This is a genomic window from Streptomyces sp. SID14478, from assembly GCF_010548525.1.
GTDB lineage: Bacteria > Actinomycetota > Actinomycetes > Streptomycetales > Streptomycetaceae > Streptomyces.
This window is the reverse complement of record NZ_JAAGMG010001027.1, coordinates 1-14,885: the sequence shown is the minus strand read 5'-3', so window position 1 is coordinate 14,885 and position 14,885 is coordinate 1. Positions and strand designations below refer to the sequence as shown.

The following is a 14,885-nucleotide window of genomic DNA, read 5'->3' as shown; positions in this document are numbered from 1 at the left end:
CGAGCACGGGCGCGCGGCCCCGGCGGGCGGCGGCCGCTTCGGCGAGGCGGGCCGCCGTGCGGCACTCGAAGATCTCCCGGGTGGTCAGGTCCAGGCCGCGGGCGCGGGCGCGCGCCACGACCTGGATCGAGCGCAGGCTGTCCCCGCCCACCGCGAAGAAGTCGTCGTCGACACCGATGCGGTCGACGCCGAGGACGTCCGCGTACGCCGCGGTGACGATCTGTTCGGCCTCGGTGCGCGGCTCCCGGTAGGTCTCGCCCAGGAACTCCGGTTCGGGCAGCGCGGAGCGGTCCAGCTTGCCCGTCGGTCCCAGCGGCAGCCGGCCGAGGGCCACGAAGGCCGAGGGCACCATGTAGTCGGGCAGGCGCGCCGCGACGAACTTGCGCAGCTCGGCGGCCGAGGCGCCGGACTGCACGTCCACGTCGCCGATCCCGCCGGCGCCGTCGTCCCCCACGGCTCCCTCGCCGGTGTGCACCACGTACGCGACGAGCCTGCGGCCGCCCGCGGGCACCTCCCGGCTGATCACGACGGCCTCGCTGATCCCGGGGTGCTGGGTGATCGCCGCTTCGACCTCGGCGGTCTCGATGCGGAAGCCGCGCACCTTCACCTGGCCGTCGCCGCGGCCGACGCACTCCAGCTGCCCGTGCGCGTTCCAGCGGGCCAGGTCGCCGGTGCGGTACATCCGCTCGCCCGCGGGGCCGAAGGGGTTCGCCAGGTAGCGTTCGGCGGTCAGCCCCGGGCGGCCGTGGTAGCCGCGGCCGAGGCAGGCCCCGCTCACGTACAGCTCGCCGATCACGCCCTGCGGCACCGGGGCGAGGCCCGGGCCGAGGACGTAGGCGCGCATGTTCCCCAGCGGCGTGCCGATGGGCGCCACGTCGCTGTCCGCCCACTCCTCGCTGGCCGCGAGGGAGAACGTGGTGGCGTAGAAACTCTCGCTCTGCCCGTAGGAGTTGACGATCTGCACGTCGGGCAGCGCCTCGCGGACCTGGCGCACCAGACGGGCCGGGAGCACGTCGCCCGCGAACACGACGGTGCGTACGTCGCTCGCCTTGTGCAGGTGGCCCACCAGTTCCGCGAGCACCGAGGGGACGGCGCTGATCACGTGGCCGTCCCAGCTGTCCCGCTCGGCGAGCGCCAGCGCGCTGGTCACCAGCTCGGCCGTGCCGCCGGTGGACAGGGTGGTCAGCAGCTCGAAGACCGAGACGTCGAAGTTGACCGAGGTGCCGGCCAGCATCCGCCAGCCGGGCGGGGCGTCGAGGACGCGCACGAGTTCCCGTACGCCGTTGACGATCCCCCCGTGGGTGAGGGCCGCGCCCTTCGGCTTGCCCGTGGAGCCGGAGGTGTACATCACGTACGCCAGGTTGTCGGGGCTCAGCGGGCCGGTCCGGTCCTGGTCGGTGGGCGCGCCCGCGGGGACGTCCCACAGCGCGCGCTCGTCGAGGTTGACGTCCGCCATGTCGTGGTGCGGCAGGTCCTGCCAGGTCGCGGTGTCGGTGACGGCGAAGCGCGGGCGCGCCTCGGACAGCACGCTCCGCGCCCGCCCGCCGAGGTACTGCGGGTCCAACGGCAGGTAGCCGGCACCGGACTTGAGGATGCCGAGCAGGCCGGCCACCAGGTCCTCGGTGCGCGGCAGCGCCAGGACCACCAGGTCCTCGGGGCCGGCGCCGCGCCGCAGCAGCTCCCACGCGACGGCGTTCGCCCGGTCGTCGAGCTCCCGGTAGGTCAGCGTCCGCCCGTCGCACACGAGCGCCGGGGCGTCGGGCGTCCGCGCCACCTGGTTCTCGAACAGCTCGGGGACCGTGCGCCCGGGCGTCGTCCCGTCGGTATCGGCGCCGCTGCCGGTGCCGGTGTCGTTGAAGTGCCGCAGCAGCCGGTCCCGTTCGGTGGCGTCGAGGACGTCGATGCCGCCCACGCCGCGCCCCGGGTCGGCGACGAGCCGGCTCAGCACGCGCACGAACCGGTCCGCGAGGACCTCGACCGTGTCCCGGTCGAACAGGGCGGTCGCGTACTCCAGCCGGACTCCCGCCCCGCCGGAACCGTCCGGGATCATGTTGAAGAACAGGTCGAACTTGGCCGTTCCGGTCTCGAGCGTCTCGGCCTCGATGTCGAGTCCGGCGAACTCCAGCTCCCCCAGGGGCTCCTGCCAGGCGAGCATCACCTGGAAGAACGGGTGGTAGGCGGTGGACCGGTCCGGGTTCAGCAGCTCCACGAGGCGTTCGAAGGGCATGTCCTGGTTGTCGTACGCGCCCAGGGACCGGTCCCGCACCCGGTCGAGCAGCCGGCGGAAGGTCGGGTTCCCGGAGAGGTCGACGCGCAGCACCCAGGTGTTGACGAAGAACCCGACGAGGTCGCGCAGTTCCTCGTCGGTACGGCCCGCGATGGGCGCGCCGATGGGCACGTCGTCGCCGCAGCCGAGGTGGTGCAGGAGAACCGCCAGCGCCGAGTGCATGACCATCGAAACCGTGATGTCCTGCTCCGCGGCCAGCCGCTGGACGGCGTCGAGCAGGTCGGGGCCGATCGAGAACTGGACGAGGTCGCCGCGGGGGCTCATCGCCCGCGGGCGCGGGCGGTCCGTGGGCAGGGCCAGCGGCTGCGCCAGATCGGCCAGGGCCTCGCGCCAGTAGGCCAGTTGCCGGGCCGCCAGGCTGTCCGGGTCGGACTCGTCACCGAGCACGTCCTGCTGCCACAGCGTGTAGTCCGCGTACTGCACCGGCAGCGGCTCCCACACCGGGGCCCCGCCCCGGGTGCGGGCCGAGTACGCCGTGCTGAGGTCGCGCAGCAGCGGCCCGAGGGACTCCCCGTCCAGGGCGATGTGGTGCACCACCAGGACCAGGGTGTGCTCGCGCGGTCCGGTGCGCACCAGGCCGGCCCGGATCGGCGCGTCGACGGCCAGGTCGAAGGTCTGCTTGGCCATCTCGTCGACCACCGCGGCCCGCTGCCCCGGCGCGACCTCGACGACCGGCAGGACGAGCGGCTGCTCCTCGGGCGGCAGCACCTGCTGGTGCGGGACGCCGTCCTCGTCCTCGACGATCACCGTGCGCAGGACCTCGTGCCGGCCGACGACGTCGCGCAGCGCCGACTGCAGGGCGCCGACGCCCAGTTCACCGGTCAGCCGCAGGGCGAACGCGCCGTTGTAGGTCGGCGACGGGCCTTCGAAGCGGTCCACGAACCACAGCCGACGCTGCGCGAACGACAACGGGATCATTGTGTCTCCAATATCGGCAACCGGGGAGCGGGCAGAACCAGGGGCGGACGGCACCGGGGCAGGGGCGTCGCTCAGCTCTGGTCGAGCAGGGTCAGGAGTTCGTCGTTGTAGAAGTCGTCGATGGAGCACGCCCCCGACAGCGTCGAGAAGTACCGGTCGATCTGGTCCTGGTGGCCGACCAGCTTCTGCAGCATCTCGGCCCGCCCCTCGGGCTTGAGCTCGGCCACGTTGAGCGCGCCCTGGTAGTGGTTGAGGGCCTCGTTGCCGAGGTCGTTCTCGTAGCGGCGCAGCGCCGACTTGAGTGCGGCGTCGTCGTGCAGCCGGTCCCCGATGTGGTCGGTGAGCGACTGGGCCTGGACGAAGGCCTCGGTGATGCCGCGGGCGGTGATGGAGTCCTTGTGGTTCACGGCGTCACCGACCAGGGCCCATCCGGGCCCGAAGGCCTTGCGGAAGAAGTTCTCCTGGTGCCCGGTGCCGTACAGCTGCTCCTCGCGCCTGCCCTCCTGCATCCGCTCGTACAGCTCGGGCGCCGTCGTACGGAAGGCGTCGAGGTAGGCGGGTTCCACGGCCTTGCGGACCTGGGCGAAGTCGGCCTGCGGGAAGTAGGCCATGAGCAGCGTGAGGTCGTCGTTGGTGGGCAGGACGCCGATCCAGCGCCCGGGCCGCTCGTACAGCTCGAAGTGCGCGGGGACACCGGACCAGTAGCTGTAGTAGGTGCAGGTCAGCCTCGGGTGCTCGATGACGTTCTGCGCGCCGGCCTTGCGGGCCACCAGGGAGCGCATGCCGTCCGCGCCGACGACGAGGCGGGCCCGGTCGGTGGCCTCGGCGCCGCCGGGCGTCGTGTAGCGCACGCCGACGACCCGGTCGTCCTCCCACACCAGGTCGTTGACCGCGCAGCCCTCGCGGAACTCCACGCCGGCCGCCACGGCCCCGTCCGCGAGGATCGGGTCGAGCACGTACCGCCTGGGCGCGTACGTGGTGCGCAGTCCGTCGATCGGCAGGGAGAACCCTTCGATACGGACGTCGGGCCCCTCGTAGCTCTGGTGCGTGATCGGCCGGCAGCCCGCGTCACGGAGCCTGTCGAGCAGCCCCCACCGGTTGAGCAGTGCCACGCCCTGCTGGTGGAGGTAGTGCGAGGACAGCGTGTCCTGCGGAAATCGTGCTTTCTCCAGGAGCAGGACGCGATATCCCTGCCGCGCGAAGAGCATGGCCGTCGGCGAACCCGCACAACGGGCACCTATGACAATCACGTCGTACATGGCGCGCCTTCCTTACCAGATAGTTTTCGGCACAATGCGGCCACGACTGGAAATGCCATGGTGAATGCGATGCTAGTGATTCGAACCGGCGGAATGAACAGCTTCCGCACCCTGCCGCATCCCGGGTGTCCCGCCGGCGAGACATGACGCATTACGGGGATACGGCGCCCAGGGATTCGATGTGCGCGGAGATCGACGTCACCGTCGGATTGCTGAAGAGTTGGTCCATCGGGATCTCGGCACCCAACTCCTCGATAAGAGCGCCCTGAATCCTGATCATGATCAGCGACTGGCCGCCCAGGGCGAAGAAGTCGTCGTCGACCGCTATGTCATCGCGCTGGAATTCCCGGCGCCAAATAGCGAGCACGCTGTCGGAAATCATCACAGTCCTCTCGGTCATGCCTCGACCAGCGCCGCGCGGTCGACTTTTCCGTGCGGGCTCAAGGGAATACGCGGAATGTTGGTGAACCTGGCCGGCACCATGTTCCGCGGCAGTGTCTCCAGGAGTCGGGCGCGGACGTCGTCCGCTGCCAGGTCGCCCTGCGAGGGGACGAGGAACGCGGCCAGTTCGGCCTCGCCGGCATCCGTGTACGTGATGACCACGGCGGCCTCCCGGACCCCGTCGAGCCGGCCGAGGGCGCGCTCGATGTCGGTGGGGTCGATGCGCATGCCCCGCACCTTGACCTGCGCGTCGATCCGGCCGAGGACGACGAGCTCCCCGGCCTCGGTCACGTAGCCGCGGTCGCCCGTGCGGTACAGCCTGCGCGGTGCGCCGTCGACCACGACCGTCGTGAACTTCGCGTTCTCGGGGCCGGTGCCGTTGAGGTAGCCCGCGCCCACGCCGGCGCCGGAGATGCAGATCTCGCCCTGCTCCCCCGCCGCGACGGAGTGCAACTGTTCGTCGAGGAGGTGGATGTCGGTGTTGTACGCCGGTCTGCCGACCGGGGCGACGTCCTGTTCGCCGGGCCGGTACGCGGCGAGGTCGTACGACGTCGCGACGTCCGTGCACTCGGCGACGCCGTACTGGTGCAGGAGGGTGCACCTGTTGCCCTCGCGCCGCGCCCAGTCGGTGACCCGTTCGGGCTTCAGCGGCTCTCCGCCGAAGAGCAGGTAGTCGAGCCGGGCGAGCGCGTCACCGCCCCGGGCCCGCTCCCAGTCCACCAGCAGGTACAGGGTGCTGGAGGCACAGTGCACGACGCGTATGTCGTGGTCGGTCAGGATGCGGTAGGCGAGCATCGCGTCGAAGTTGCGGCTCGCCATCAGGTGCTGGGTGGCGCCGCAGAACAGCGGTGTCATCAGGGCGCGTTGGGAGAGGTCGAAGCCGAACGCGCTGACCACCAGGTGGTGCGAGCCGCGGTGCAGGCCGTACTCGAGCCGCAGCCAGTTCATCAGGTTGAACCAGCCCTCGTGCCGCACGGCCGTGAGCTTCGGCGTACCGGTCGAGCCGGACGTGAAGACCGCGTAGCACACGTCGTCCCCGGTGACGCGGACGTCGGGGCCGGTCGCCGGGAGTGCGGCCAGCCGGCCGGAGAGCGCGGCGAGATCGATGACCTCGACGGCCGCCGACCCGACCAGCTCGGCCGTCGCCGGGGAGGCCACGATCAGGGCGAGTTCGGGGATCTGCCCCAGCAGCAGCCGCAGCCGCGCCGACGGGTAGGCGGGGTCGAGCGGGACGTAGGCCGCACCCGCCTTCAGCGTGCCGAGGATGGCGACGAGCAGGTCGATCGAATAGTCCAGGCAGAGGCCGACCTTCGCGCCCCGGCCGTGTCCGCGCGCGACGAGGTAGTGCGCGAACCGGTTGGCCTCGGCGTCCAGTTCCGCGTACGTGACCTGCCGGCCGGCCCGGACCACGGCGACGGCGTCGGGGGTGGCCCGGGCGTGCGCCTCGAACTGCCGGTGGACGACGGGCGCCGGCGGCAGGGCGACCCGCTTTCCCTGAAGGATCATCAACTGACTCCGATGTGAGAGAGACCGGCGCCTTCGGGCGGCACGCCGCCGGGCGGTACGCCGCTAGGCGGTGCGCTTCTCGGCGGGGCGCCGGTCGGCGGACTCGAGCACCTGGGCCACCCACTTGTCGACGGGCAGACCGTGCGCCGCGGCGGCCTTGGAGTAGTACTCCAGCTGACCGGCGGAGAGCTCGATGGTGAGCGTGGTGACCTTCTGCCGGCGCTTCTCAGCCGCCGCCGACGTGGCCAGTCGGGGCACGTCCTGCTGCTCGTCCCCGCTGTCCTGCGGGAGCTCGGCCGTCTCGCTCTGGGCGGCCAGACTGGCGCGGACCGCCCTGCGCAGTTCGTTGCGCGACCACTTCTGCTGCTCGGCCTTGCGCAGCCAGTAGTCCTGCTCCGGCGGCGCCAGGCGGGTCACCTCGGCGTGGTGGGCGAAGCTGAGGCCGTCCCGCCTGCGGTGGTGCTCGAAGCGCCGGGCCACCCACGCGTAGTTGCGCAAGGTCTGGTAGTCGAGCCCGGTGCGCTCGATCGCCTCCTTGTACCGCCGCCACCCGTAGGTGCTCTCCCCGTAGATCAGCCAGTCGGCGAGCCACCACGCCGAGGAGTTCATGAGCTCGCGCAGGTTGCTCCCGATCTGCTCCCAGGAGCGCTCCGGCAGGTTCTCCGGGAAGGTCATCCCCGACTTCTGCACCGTGGCCTGCGATCCCACGAAGGACAGGACCACGTCCCGTTGCGCGGGTTCGCCGCGGTTGTCCACCGGCCTCGCCTTGTACCTGCTCGCGGTCCTCACGGTCCCCGTCACCACTTCATCTCCCCACTCAGAGCGTCATCCTGGGCGTGCACCGATCACCCGGCCGACCACCGGGCGGCGGTCAGTCCGCTGCCATGGCCTCCCGCAGGCCCTTGGGGCGCAGGTCGGTCCAGTTCTGTTCGACGTACTCCAGGCACTCGGCCCTGGCCGCCTCGCCGAAGACCACCCGCCAGCCCGCGGGCACCTCGGCGAAGACCGGCCAAAGGGAGTGCTGCTCCTCGTCGTTGATCACGACGTAGAAGCGGCCGGTCTCGTCATCGAAGGGGTTCGTGCTCAACGGGCACCGTCCTTAAGCGTCATGGTGTGACTCGGGATGGGACATCGCCGGGCCGGGTGCGAGAGGGCACCGGACGCGGATCCGCCGAGGGGCGTTGTCCGGTCAACGGGACACTCGGGCGTCCGGTCGACGGGACACCCGGCGTCGGTGGCGACCCCGGCGTTGCGACGTCACCGTAAGGAATCGGCCATCCGCGCTACAAGGGCGACGGGCTCGCCGGCGCCCGATGACCCGCCCGGATCCGCCCCCGCCGGGATCCTCTGTACCGGGCCGGGATCCTGTGCCACGATGCCGATCCGCGGCCCACGGACCGCCTTTTCGGGCCTTTGCGGGGGCGGTCGGCCCGACCCGACGCCTCGGCCGGTGCCCCGGCCCGCGTGCGGGCCGCACGCGTCGCCGGCTCATCGCTCACGCTGTCCACGCCTTTTCCTGGGGGGCCGGTCGAGCCCTGCTCGCCGGGCGGGCCGGCGGCGCCGTTCCCCCCTGCCGCCGCCGCGCCGCACCCTTCGCGGGCGGCCTCATCCGAGGGAGAGCGATGGACAGCACACCACCTGCCTTGCGCCTGTTCGTCCTGCACCACGCGGGCGGCTCGCACCTGCTGTACCGCAACTGGCCGGACGCGCTGCCGGCCACGTGGGACGTACGACTGCTCGACGCCCCGGGGCACGGCCTCCTCCTCGACGAGCCGCACATCGCGGACGCCGGCCGCCTCGCCGACCACCTGCTGCGCGCCATCGAACCCGAACTCACCTGCCCCTACGCCCTGTTCGGGCACAGCATGGGCGCCCTCATGACGTACGAGATCATCCGGCGGGCCCTCGACCGGGGCCTGCCGCCGCCGGTGTGGGCCGGTGTCTCCGCGCGCCCCGCACCGCAGACGGCCGGGCCGGGCCACCGGTACCACGCGCTGCCCGACGCCGAGCTGCGCACCCGGCTGAAGCAGCTCGGCGGCACGCCCGACGAGGTCTTCGACGACCCCGAGCTGTGGGCCCTGTTCGAGCCGATCATCCGCGCCGACCTGCGCCTGGTGGAGACCTGGCGCCCCGCTCCCGCCACCGGCCCGCTGCCCGTGGCGCTGTCCGCCTTCGCGGGCGGCGAGGACCGGTCCGCCACACCGTGGCGGATGACCGGCTGGGCGGAGCACACCGAGCACTTCCTGGGCCTGCGCGTCTTCGACGGAGGCCACTTCTACTTCCAGGACGACCCCGGGCCACTGCTGCGGCAGATCGCCCGGGACGCGGCCGCGGCGCTCGACTCCGCGGCCGATCGAGCGACTCAAGCGACTCAAGCGACTGTCAGGAGCGGATCATGACGATAGGGAAGAGACCGAGGGCCGGCGTGGTGGGTCTGGCGGCGGTCGCGATGGCTGCCACCGCCTTCACGGGGCCGGCCCCGGCGGGGCAGGCACCGGCTCCCACGACGGCCGGACACCCGGCGACGCTGCGCGCGATCGACGCGGCGATCGCGGCCGGCGTCCCCGGCATCAGCGCCGAGGCCCGTGACGGGGACGGCGTCTGGAAGTCGGCGGCGGGCGTGGGCGACCTGGCGACGGGTGCGCCCCGAGGCACGGACGACCGGTTCCGCGTCGGCAGCATCACCAACACCTTCGTGGCGACGGTCCTCCTGCAGATGGAGGCCGAACACAAGCTCCGTCTCGACGACAGCGTCGAGCGGTATCTGCCCGGCCTGGTGACCGGCCACGGCAACGACGGCCGCGCGATCACCGTGCGGCAGCTCCTCAACCACACCAGCGGCCTGTTCGACTACTTCGCCGACACGGAGTACGCCGAGACGTACCTGATGGGCGACGGCTACCTCCGGCACCGCTACGACACCCTGACGCCCGAGCGACGCGTGCGGGTGGCCCTCGCCCACGAGCCGCTGTTCTCACCCGGTGCCCGGCACGGGTTCTCCAACACCAACGACGTCCTGGCCGCGATGATCGTCGAGAAGGTCGGCGGCACGTCGTACGAGGACCAGGTACGCAGGCGCATCATCGAACCCCTCGGATTGACCGCGACCTCCCAGCCCGGCAGCCGCACCACCCTGCCCCGGCCGAGCAGTCGTGCCTATTCCAAGCTCTTCGGCGCGCAGCCGGACCGGATCGACGACGTCACCGAGGTGAACGGGTCACAGGCCTGGGGCAACGGCGACATCATCTCCAGCGCGGGCGACCTGAACCGCTTCTACGGGGCCCTGATGCGCGGAAGGCTGCTGCCGCCGCGGCAGTTGGCGCAGATGCTGACGACCGTCGACAACCCCGGATTCCCGGGCTCGTCCTACGGGCTCGGCATCGAACGGCTCACGCTGGGCTGCGGCACCAGCCTCTGGTACCACGACGGAGGCGCGGTGGGGTGGCTCTCCCTGGCCGCCTTCACCGGGGACGGCCGCCACCAACTCGCGTTCAACTACAACAGCAACTGGGGGGCCGAGACGCTCGTCTCCCTGCTGAACGCCGAATTCTGCGACACGCCTTCACGCTGAGGAACCGTCCCGTGCGGCGTCCTGCCCACGGGACAGCTCCATCGACCTTGCAGGCGTCTTCAAGTGCGGCTCCAGCCTCCCTCGCAACACTTCTCGCCGGTTATGTGCACCCTTCCCATGGAGGCATGATGGCGCGTCAGGCCGGTCGAACCCCAGGGTCGCGTGGCGGCCCGGCAACCGCTCTCCTGCAGCCCCCGCCGCAGCGCCGGGGCCAAGTGCTGACGACCAAGGTGGGCCTGCAGATGCCGACGGGCATGGTCTACGACGAGTGGGAGCGGGCCGGGCGCCAGCTGGCCGACGTCCTGGACTCGTCCTCGTGGTGGCTGGGCGACTGGCTGGTGTACGGCAAGGACCACTACACCGACCGGTACCAGCGCGGGATACGCGCCGCCGGTCTCTCGTACCAGACCCTGCGCAACTACGCGTGGGTCTCCCGCCGCTTCGACCTGCCCCGGCGCCGGCCCACGCTGAGCTTCCAGCACCATGCCGAGCTGGCCTCCATGCCCATCGAGGAGCAGGACCTCTGGCTGGACCGCGCCGAGCAGCGGCGGTGGAGCACCAAGCAGTTGCGCGGCGCCATCCGGGCCGCGCGCCAGAGCGAGCCGCGCCCGTGCGCTCCGGCCGAGCCGAGCCATCACCTGAACCTCCCCGGCGGCCGGGTCCAGTGGTGGCACAAGGCCGCCGAGCAGCTGGGCGTCGACTTCGAGCAGTGGGTGATGAACACGCTGGACAGCGCGGCCGCGAACGCCCTGGAGGAGCTCGTCAAGCGGGAGGACCGCAAGGAGGTCTCCTCCCTCAAGAGCGCCCGGTCCGAGGGCCTCGCCGAGCGGACCAGGCCGGTGGCCATCAGCGCCTGAACCGCCGGCGCCGAGGCCCCCGGTGCGTCAGGGCAGCCGGCTCATCAGCCCCGCGGTCTCGCGCTTGTACGTGCACGCGCTCTGCCCGAACGACTCCTGCACCCGCTCGCGCACCTCGCCCGGCTGTTCCTGGCTGAGCTTGAACATCCCCTCGGCCCCGGTCACCTGGAACCGGAAGGCCCCCACGGCGGGTGCGATCTTGCGGAAGTAGTCGAGCGACCCGGTCATGTCCCAGCCGTTGCCGAACGCCCCCTCGAAGGCGCGCACGGTCGACTGCACCACGCCCAGCGTCTCCTCCATCGAGTCGATCTTCTCCACCACGCCCCGGACGTGCACCGCCGTGAAGTTCCAGGTGGGCGCGGCCGGGGTCTTCTCGTACACGGTGGGCGACACGTAGGAGTGCGGACCGGTGAACGTCAGGAGCAGGACACTGCCCGTCCGAAGGGCCGCCCAGTGCGGGTTCGCCCGGTTCATGTGCCCGAGCAGCGTGGTGCCCGGCAGCTCCCCGGTCCCCTCGCCGGCTGTCGCGGGGTCGAAGATGACCGGCAGATGCGTGGCGAACGGCCCGTCCTCGGCGCTTCCGTTGGCCACCGCGAGCGCCAATGGATTACTTCGGATCAGGTCCACCATCCACGAATTGTCCGGTTCGCGGTAAAAGCTGGGCACGAACATCCGGATCCACCCTTTCAGCAATTGGCTCAGGGCATGGCTCTGGCTCGGGGCACGACTGATCGCACTGCTCCGGGCACCTACGCCAACTGCCGTGCCACGCAGAGATGTTGAAAATTCGGGCCGACCGTACCGCCCGTCCCGTCGACGGGACAACGCTTTCGGATATCGAGCGCCCCGAGTGGCGCTCAATCGGTCCTCATGTCGTTCTCAAGTTGCTTTCGAGGCGTTCTCCAGGGCAACACTGGGAACGGGTCTCTCGGGCCACCGGACGTGTTTTCCAGACGCAAACGGGAGAAATTTCTATGGGCATAACGGGTAGGCGCAGCCAAGAGATCTTCGACGTGGTCGGTATCGGGTTCGGCCCGTCCAATCTCTCGCTCGCGATCGCTTTGGAGGAGCACGGGACGAGCGCTCCGCAGCATCCGGTCAAGGCGCACTTCTTCGAGCGCCAGGCCTCGTTCGGCTGGCACCGGAACATGCTGCTGCCGTCGACGACCATGCAGATCTCGTTCCTCAAGGACCTGGCGACCTTCAGGAATCCCATGTCCCGGTTCAGCTTCGTCTCGTATCTGCACGCCTCGAACCGGCTGGTGCAGTTCGTGAACAATCAGGACTTCTTCCCGACCCGACAGGAATTCCATCAGTACCTGGAGTGGGCGGCCGCCGGACTGAGCGACCGGGTCACCTTCGGTGCCGAGGTGGTCTCGATCCGGCCCGGCACCGAGGCCGGTCTCCCGGCGCCCGACCTCGTCGAGGTCGAGGTGCGCGCCGGCGACGGCACCACGAGCGTGGTCACCGCCCGCAACGTGGCCATCTCGACGGGTCTGGTGCCCCGCCTGCCGGAGGGCGTCACGGCCGACGAACGGGTGTGGCACAGCTCGCAGTTCCTGAGCAGGTTCCGCTCCCAGGCCCCGGACGACCTCAAGAGCGTGGCGGTGGTCGGCGCCGGTCAGAGCGCGGCCGAGATCACCCGGTTCCTCTACGACGCGCTGCCGCACGCCGAGGTCTCCGCGGTCATCCCGTCCTACGGCTACTCCGTCGCCGACGACACCCCCTTCGCCAACCAGGTGTTCGACCCCGCCGCGGTCGACGCATACTACTTCGGCACCGAGCGGGCACAGGACGCGTTCTGGCGCTACCACCGCAACACCAACTACTCGGTGGTCGACGCCGACGTCATCCGGGCCCTGCACCAGCGTGCGTACGACGAGCAGGTGCGCGGCAGCCAGCGGCTGCACTTCCGCAACCTCACCCGGGTCGCCGAGGTCAAGCGGGCCGGGAGCGAGACCCACGTCGTCCTGCGTTCGCTGCTCGACGACCGCACGGAGGCGCTGGCCGTCGACGCGCTGGTGTTCGCCACGGGCTACGACGGACTGGATCCGTCCCACCTGCTCGGCGACTTCGACCGGCACTTCCAGCGCGACGCGGCGGGCAAGCACCAGGTGGAACGCGACTACCGTCTCGTGCCCGCGTCGGACCTGACCTGCGGCGTCTACCTGCAGGGCGGCACCGAGCACAGCCACGGCCTGTCGTCGTCCCTGCTGTCGAACATCGCGGTACGCAGTGGCGAGATCGCCGATTCGATCGTGCTGCGGCGCACCGAGCGGGAATTGGGCCGGGCCTGCCCCGTGGAGGCCGCCGTGCCCTCGACCCCCTGAGGAGGCTCACCGAGGGACGGGCGCCGACGCTGCCCCGGCGCCCACCCCGTGGCGGTCGCGGGGTGACTCAGGCAGCGAAGCCGATGTTCGTGACGTACTCGTACTCGCCCCACTGGGAGCCGAGGTCGACGACCGCGTCGTTGATCCAGGCGTCGTCCAGGGCCGTGGTGTCGTCGGTCGCCCAGGCATCCACGATGCGGTCCCAGTGCCGGACGTTGAGGGTGCGGTGGTCGACGACGCGCTGCAGGGGGCGCGGGACCTGGGACTGGTTGAGGGGATGGAACTCGACGCGGGTGCCGCGGCCCCGGCGGTTGAGGCGGGCCAGCAGGTGCCGGGAGACGTTGGCCCGGCGCACCGTGCGGTACGCGGCGTCGATGCGGTCCAGGTTCTTGCGCGAGGGCGACTGCCGGCCGGCGAGCCAGGCCTTCAGGGTGCGGTCGGTGACGGTGAGGCCGGCCTCGCGTGCGGCCTGCTTCGCGTGCGGGGTGCGGGTCAGGTAGTGCAGGCGGGCCATCAGGCCGCGGCGCTGGGTGACGGGGGTGGCGATGAAGCCGGCGAGCCGGTCGAGCTGGCGGGCGACGGCTTCGTGGCCCTTGACGCCCTGGGCACCGAACTTGCCGAACTCCTTGTTTCTCTCCGGCACTTACTCGTCCTCCGTATCCGTCGCCCCGTCGTCGTCCGGGGCGCTGCCCGCGGTGTAGACGTCCTTGACCTTGACCTCGGTAACGCCGCGGCCCTCGGGGAAGACACGACGCCAGTCGCCGATGAGGTGAAGCTCGTCGGTGCCCATCGCACGGACGACGGTGAGCCCTTCGTCGTACGCCTTGAGCGCCTTCATCCACAGGTTGGCGAAGGCCTGGCTGCGGACGAGGTGCATCCAGTCGGGGCGGTACAGCTCGCGGTTGTAGTTCGACTCCCCCATCGTCGAGACGAACTTGGAGTACATCGCCTTCACGTACTCCAGCGTGACGTCGTCCTGCGCGGTGAGGGCGGTGTCGCGGGCGTCCTTGAGGGCGATGCGGAACTTCTCCAGCAGGTTCTCGGTGGCGCCCGAGGTGTACGACTCGTGGATCTCGGGCGGGTCGCACAGGCCGTGCTTGGGTCCCGACAGGCGCTGCAGCAGGCGCAGGGTGGGCTCGGTGACCCACAGCGGGCCCGGCTCGTCGCGCTGGCCGAGCGGGTTGGGCAGTTCGGCGTCGTGGTCCCAGTGGGACGGGGTGATGAGGTGGACGCCGGCCCGGCGGCGGTCGTGGTCGAAGCCGGTGGAGTGCTCCAGCTGGCCGATGGGGAGGTGGGTCTTGAGGGCGGAGAGGTAGGCGCCGTTGATGTCGAGGGCGGTCACCTCGTGCTCGCCGGGCGGGAGTTCGGCCCGGGTCCACTTGGGCCGGGCCTCCCAGATCTGGTCGGCCCCGCGCGAGGTCTGCTTCTTGAGGACGTCCGGCATCCAGGGGTGCGCGATCACGTCGTAGCGGGCGCCCTTGCGGGTCTCGTCCAGCAGCGCCATCGCGTCCGGGATCGCCCGCTTGACCAGCGCCGCGGTCGCCGCCTCGACGTCGCCCTCGTGCTCTTCGAGCGCGGCCCGCACGGCCTGGCCGATCAGGCCGGACGGTTCGGACGAGGGCTGGAACGCGCGCCGGGTCGGGGTGTCGCGGCGGCGGCCGGAGGGTGCGGAGGCCGGCGCGGGCGCCTGTGCCTGTGCCTGTGCCTGTGCCTGTG

At 71.1% G+C, this 14,885-nt stretch carries 12 protein-coding genes and 1 pseudogene; 4 read left to right on the top strand and 9 right to left on the bottom strand.

The features are described from left to right. From G3I40_RS32890 to G3I40_RS32865, 6 genes are all read right to left on the bottom strand, one after another. The coding region (locus G3I40_RS32890) for a non-ribosomal peptide synthetase (RefSeq protein WP_164306263.1) at window positions 1–3,205 on the bottom strand (3,205 nt) is incomplete at its 3' end. Window positions 3,206–3,276: 71 nt separating this feature from the next. Further along, window positions 3,277–4,464 carry an NAD(P)/FAD-dependent oxidoreductase gene (locus tag G3I40_RS32885; protein WP_164306262.1) on the bottom strand — a complete coding sequence of 396 codons (1,188 nt, stop codon included), beginning with the start codon at window positions 4,462–4,464 and terminating at the stop codon, window positions 3,277–3,279. Window positions 4,465–4,615: 151 nt separating this feature from the next. Continuing rightward, entirely contained in the window at window positions 4,616–4,864 is a 249-nt protein-coding gene (locus tag G3I40_RS32880; protein ID WP_203645208.1) for a phosphopantetheine-binding protein, read from the bottom strand. Continuing rightward, window positions 4,861–6,411 carry an amino acid adenylation domain-containing protein gene (locus G3I40_RS32875; protein WP_164306261.1) on the bottom strand — a complete coding sequence of 517 codons (1,551 nt, stop codon included), beginning with the start codon at window positions 6,409–6,411 and terminating at the stop codon, window positions 4,861–4,863. The genes G3I40_RS32880 and G3I40_RS32875 overlap by 4 nt, the downstream gene beginning before the upstream one ends. Before the next feature lie 63 nt (window positions 6,412–6,474). Further along, a complete protein-coding gene (locus tag G3I40_RS32870; RefSeq protein ID WP_343245091.1) occupies window positions 6,475–7,212 on the bottom strand; it encodes an LmbU family transcriptional regulator in 738 nt (245 codons plus the stop codon). Window positions 7,213–7,282: 70 nt separating this feature from the next. Further along, a complete protein-coding gene (locus G3I40_RS32865) occupies window positions 7,283–7,498 on the bottom strand; it encodes an MbtH family protein (protein WP_164306260.1) in 216 nt (71 codons plus the stop codon). Between the two features lie 535 nt (window positions 7,499–8,033). On the opposite strand from G3I40_RS32865, the gene G3I40_RS32860 reads away from it, so the two are divergent. The 3 genes from G3I40_RS32860 to G3I40_RS32850 all read left to right on the top strand — a co-directional run bounded on the left by G3I40_RS32860 (window position 8,034) and on the right by G3I40_RS32850 (window position 10,839). Next, window positions 8,034–8,810, top strand: coding sequence for an alpha/beta fold hydrolase (locus G3I40_RS32860; RefSeq protein ID WP_164306259.1), 777 nt, complete (start codon window positions 8,034–8,036; stop codon window positions 8,808–8,810). Further along, on the top strand, window positions 8,807–9,982 hold the full coding sequence (locus G3I40_RS32855; RefSeq protein WP_164306258.1) for a serine hydrolase domain-containing protein: 1,176 nt from the start codon (window positions 8,807–8,809) through the stop codon (window positions 9,980–9,982). The genes G3I40_RS32860 and G3I40_RS32855 overlap by 4 nt, the downstream gene beginning before the upstream one ends. 242 nt (window positions 9,983–10,224) lie before the next feature. Then, window positions 10,225–10,839: an LmbU family transcriptional regulator gene (locus G3I40_RS32850; RefSeq protein WP_239092082.1), complete on the top strand. Its 615-nt coding sequence runs from the start codon at window positions 10,225–10,227 to the stop codon at window positions 10,837–10,839. A 27-nt stretch (window positions 10,840–10,866) separates the two neighbouring features. On the opposite strand, the gene G3I40_RS32845 is transcribed toward G3I40_RS32850, so the two are convergent. Beyond that, window positions 10,867–11,511 carry an FMN-binding negative transcriptional regulator gene (locus G3I40_RS32845; RefSeq protein ID WP_164306257.1) on the bottom strand — a complete coding sequence of 215 codons (645 nt, stop codon included), beginning with the start codon at window positions 11,509–11,511 and terminating at the stop codon, window positions 10,867–10,869. A 302-nt stretch (window positions 11,512–11,813) separates the two neighbouring features. Between G3I40_RS32845 and G3I40_RS32840 the strand changes: the two genes are divergently transcribed. Further along, window positions 11,814–13,169 (top strand): lysine N(6)-hydroxylase/L-ornithine N(5)-oxygenase family protein, encoded by a 1,356-nt coding sequence (locus G3I40_RS32840; RefSeq protein ID WP_164306256.1) that lies wholly within the window; start codon window positions 11,814–11,816, stop codon window positions 13,167–13,169. 67 nt (window positions 13,170–13,236) lie between these two features. Here the strand turns inward: G3I40_RS32840 and G3I40_RS32835 are convergent, their stop codons facing one another. After that, window positions 13,237–13,812: a transcriptional regulator gene (locus G3I40_RS32835; RefSeq protein ID WP_164306255.1), complete on the bottom strand. Its 576-nt coding sequence runs from the start codon at window positions 13,810–13,812 to the stop codon at window positions 13,237–13,239. Beyond that, window positions 13,813–14,885: pseudogene (locus tag G3I40_RS32830) on the bottom strand (transcriptional regulator); the annotation flags it as partial. It lies immediately after the preceding gene.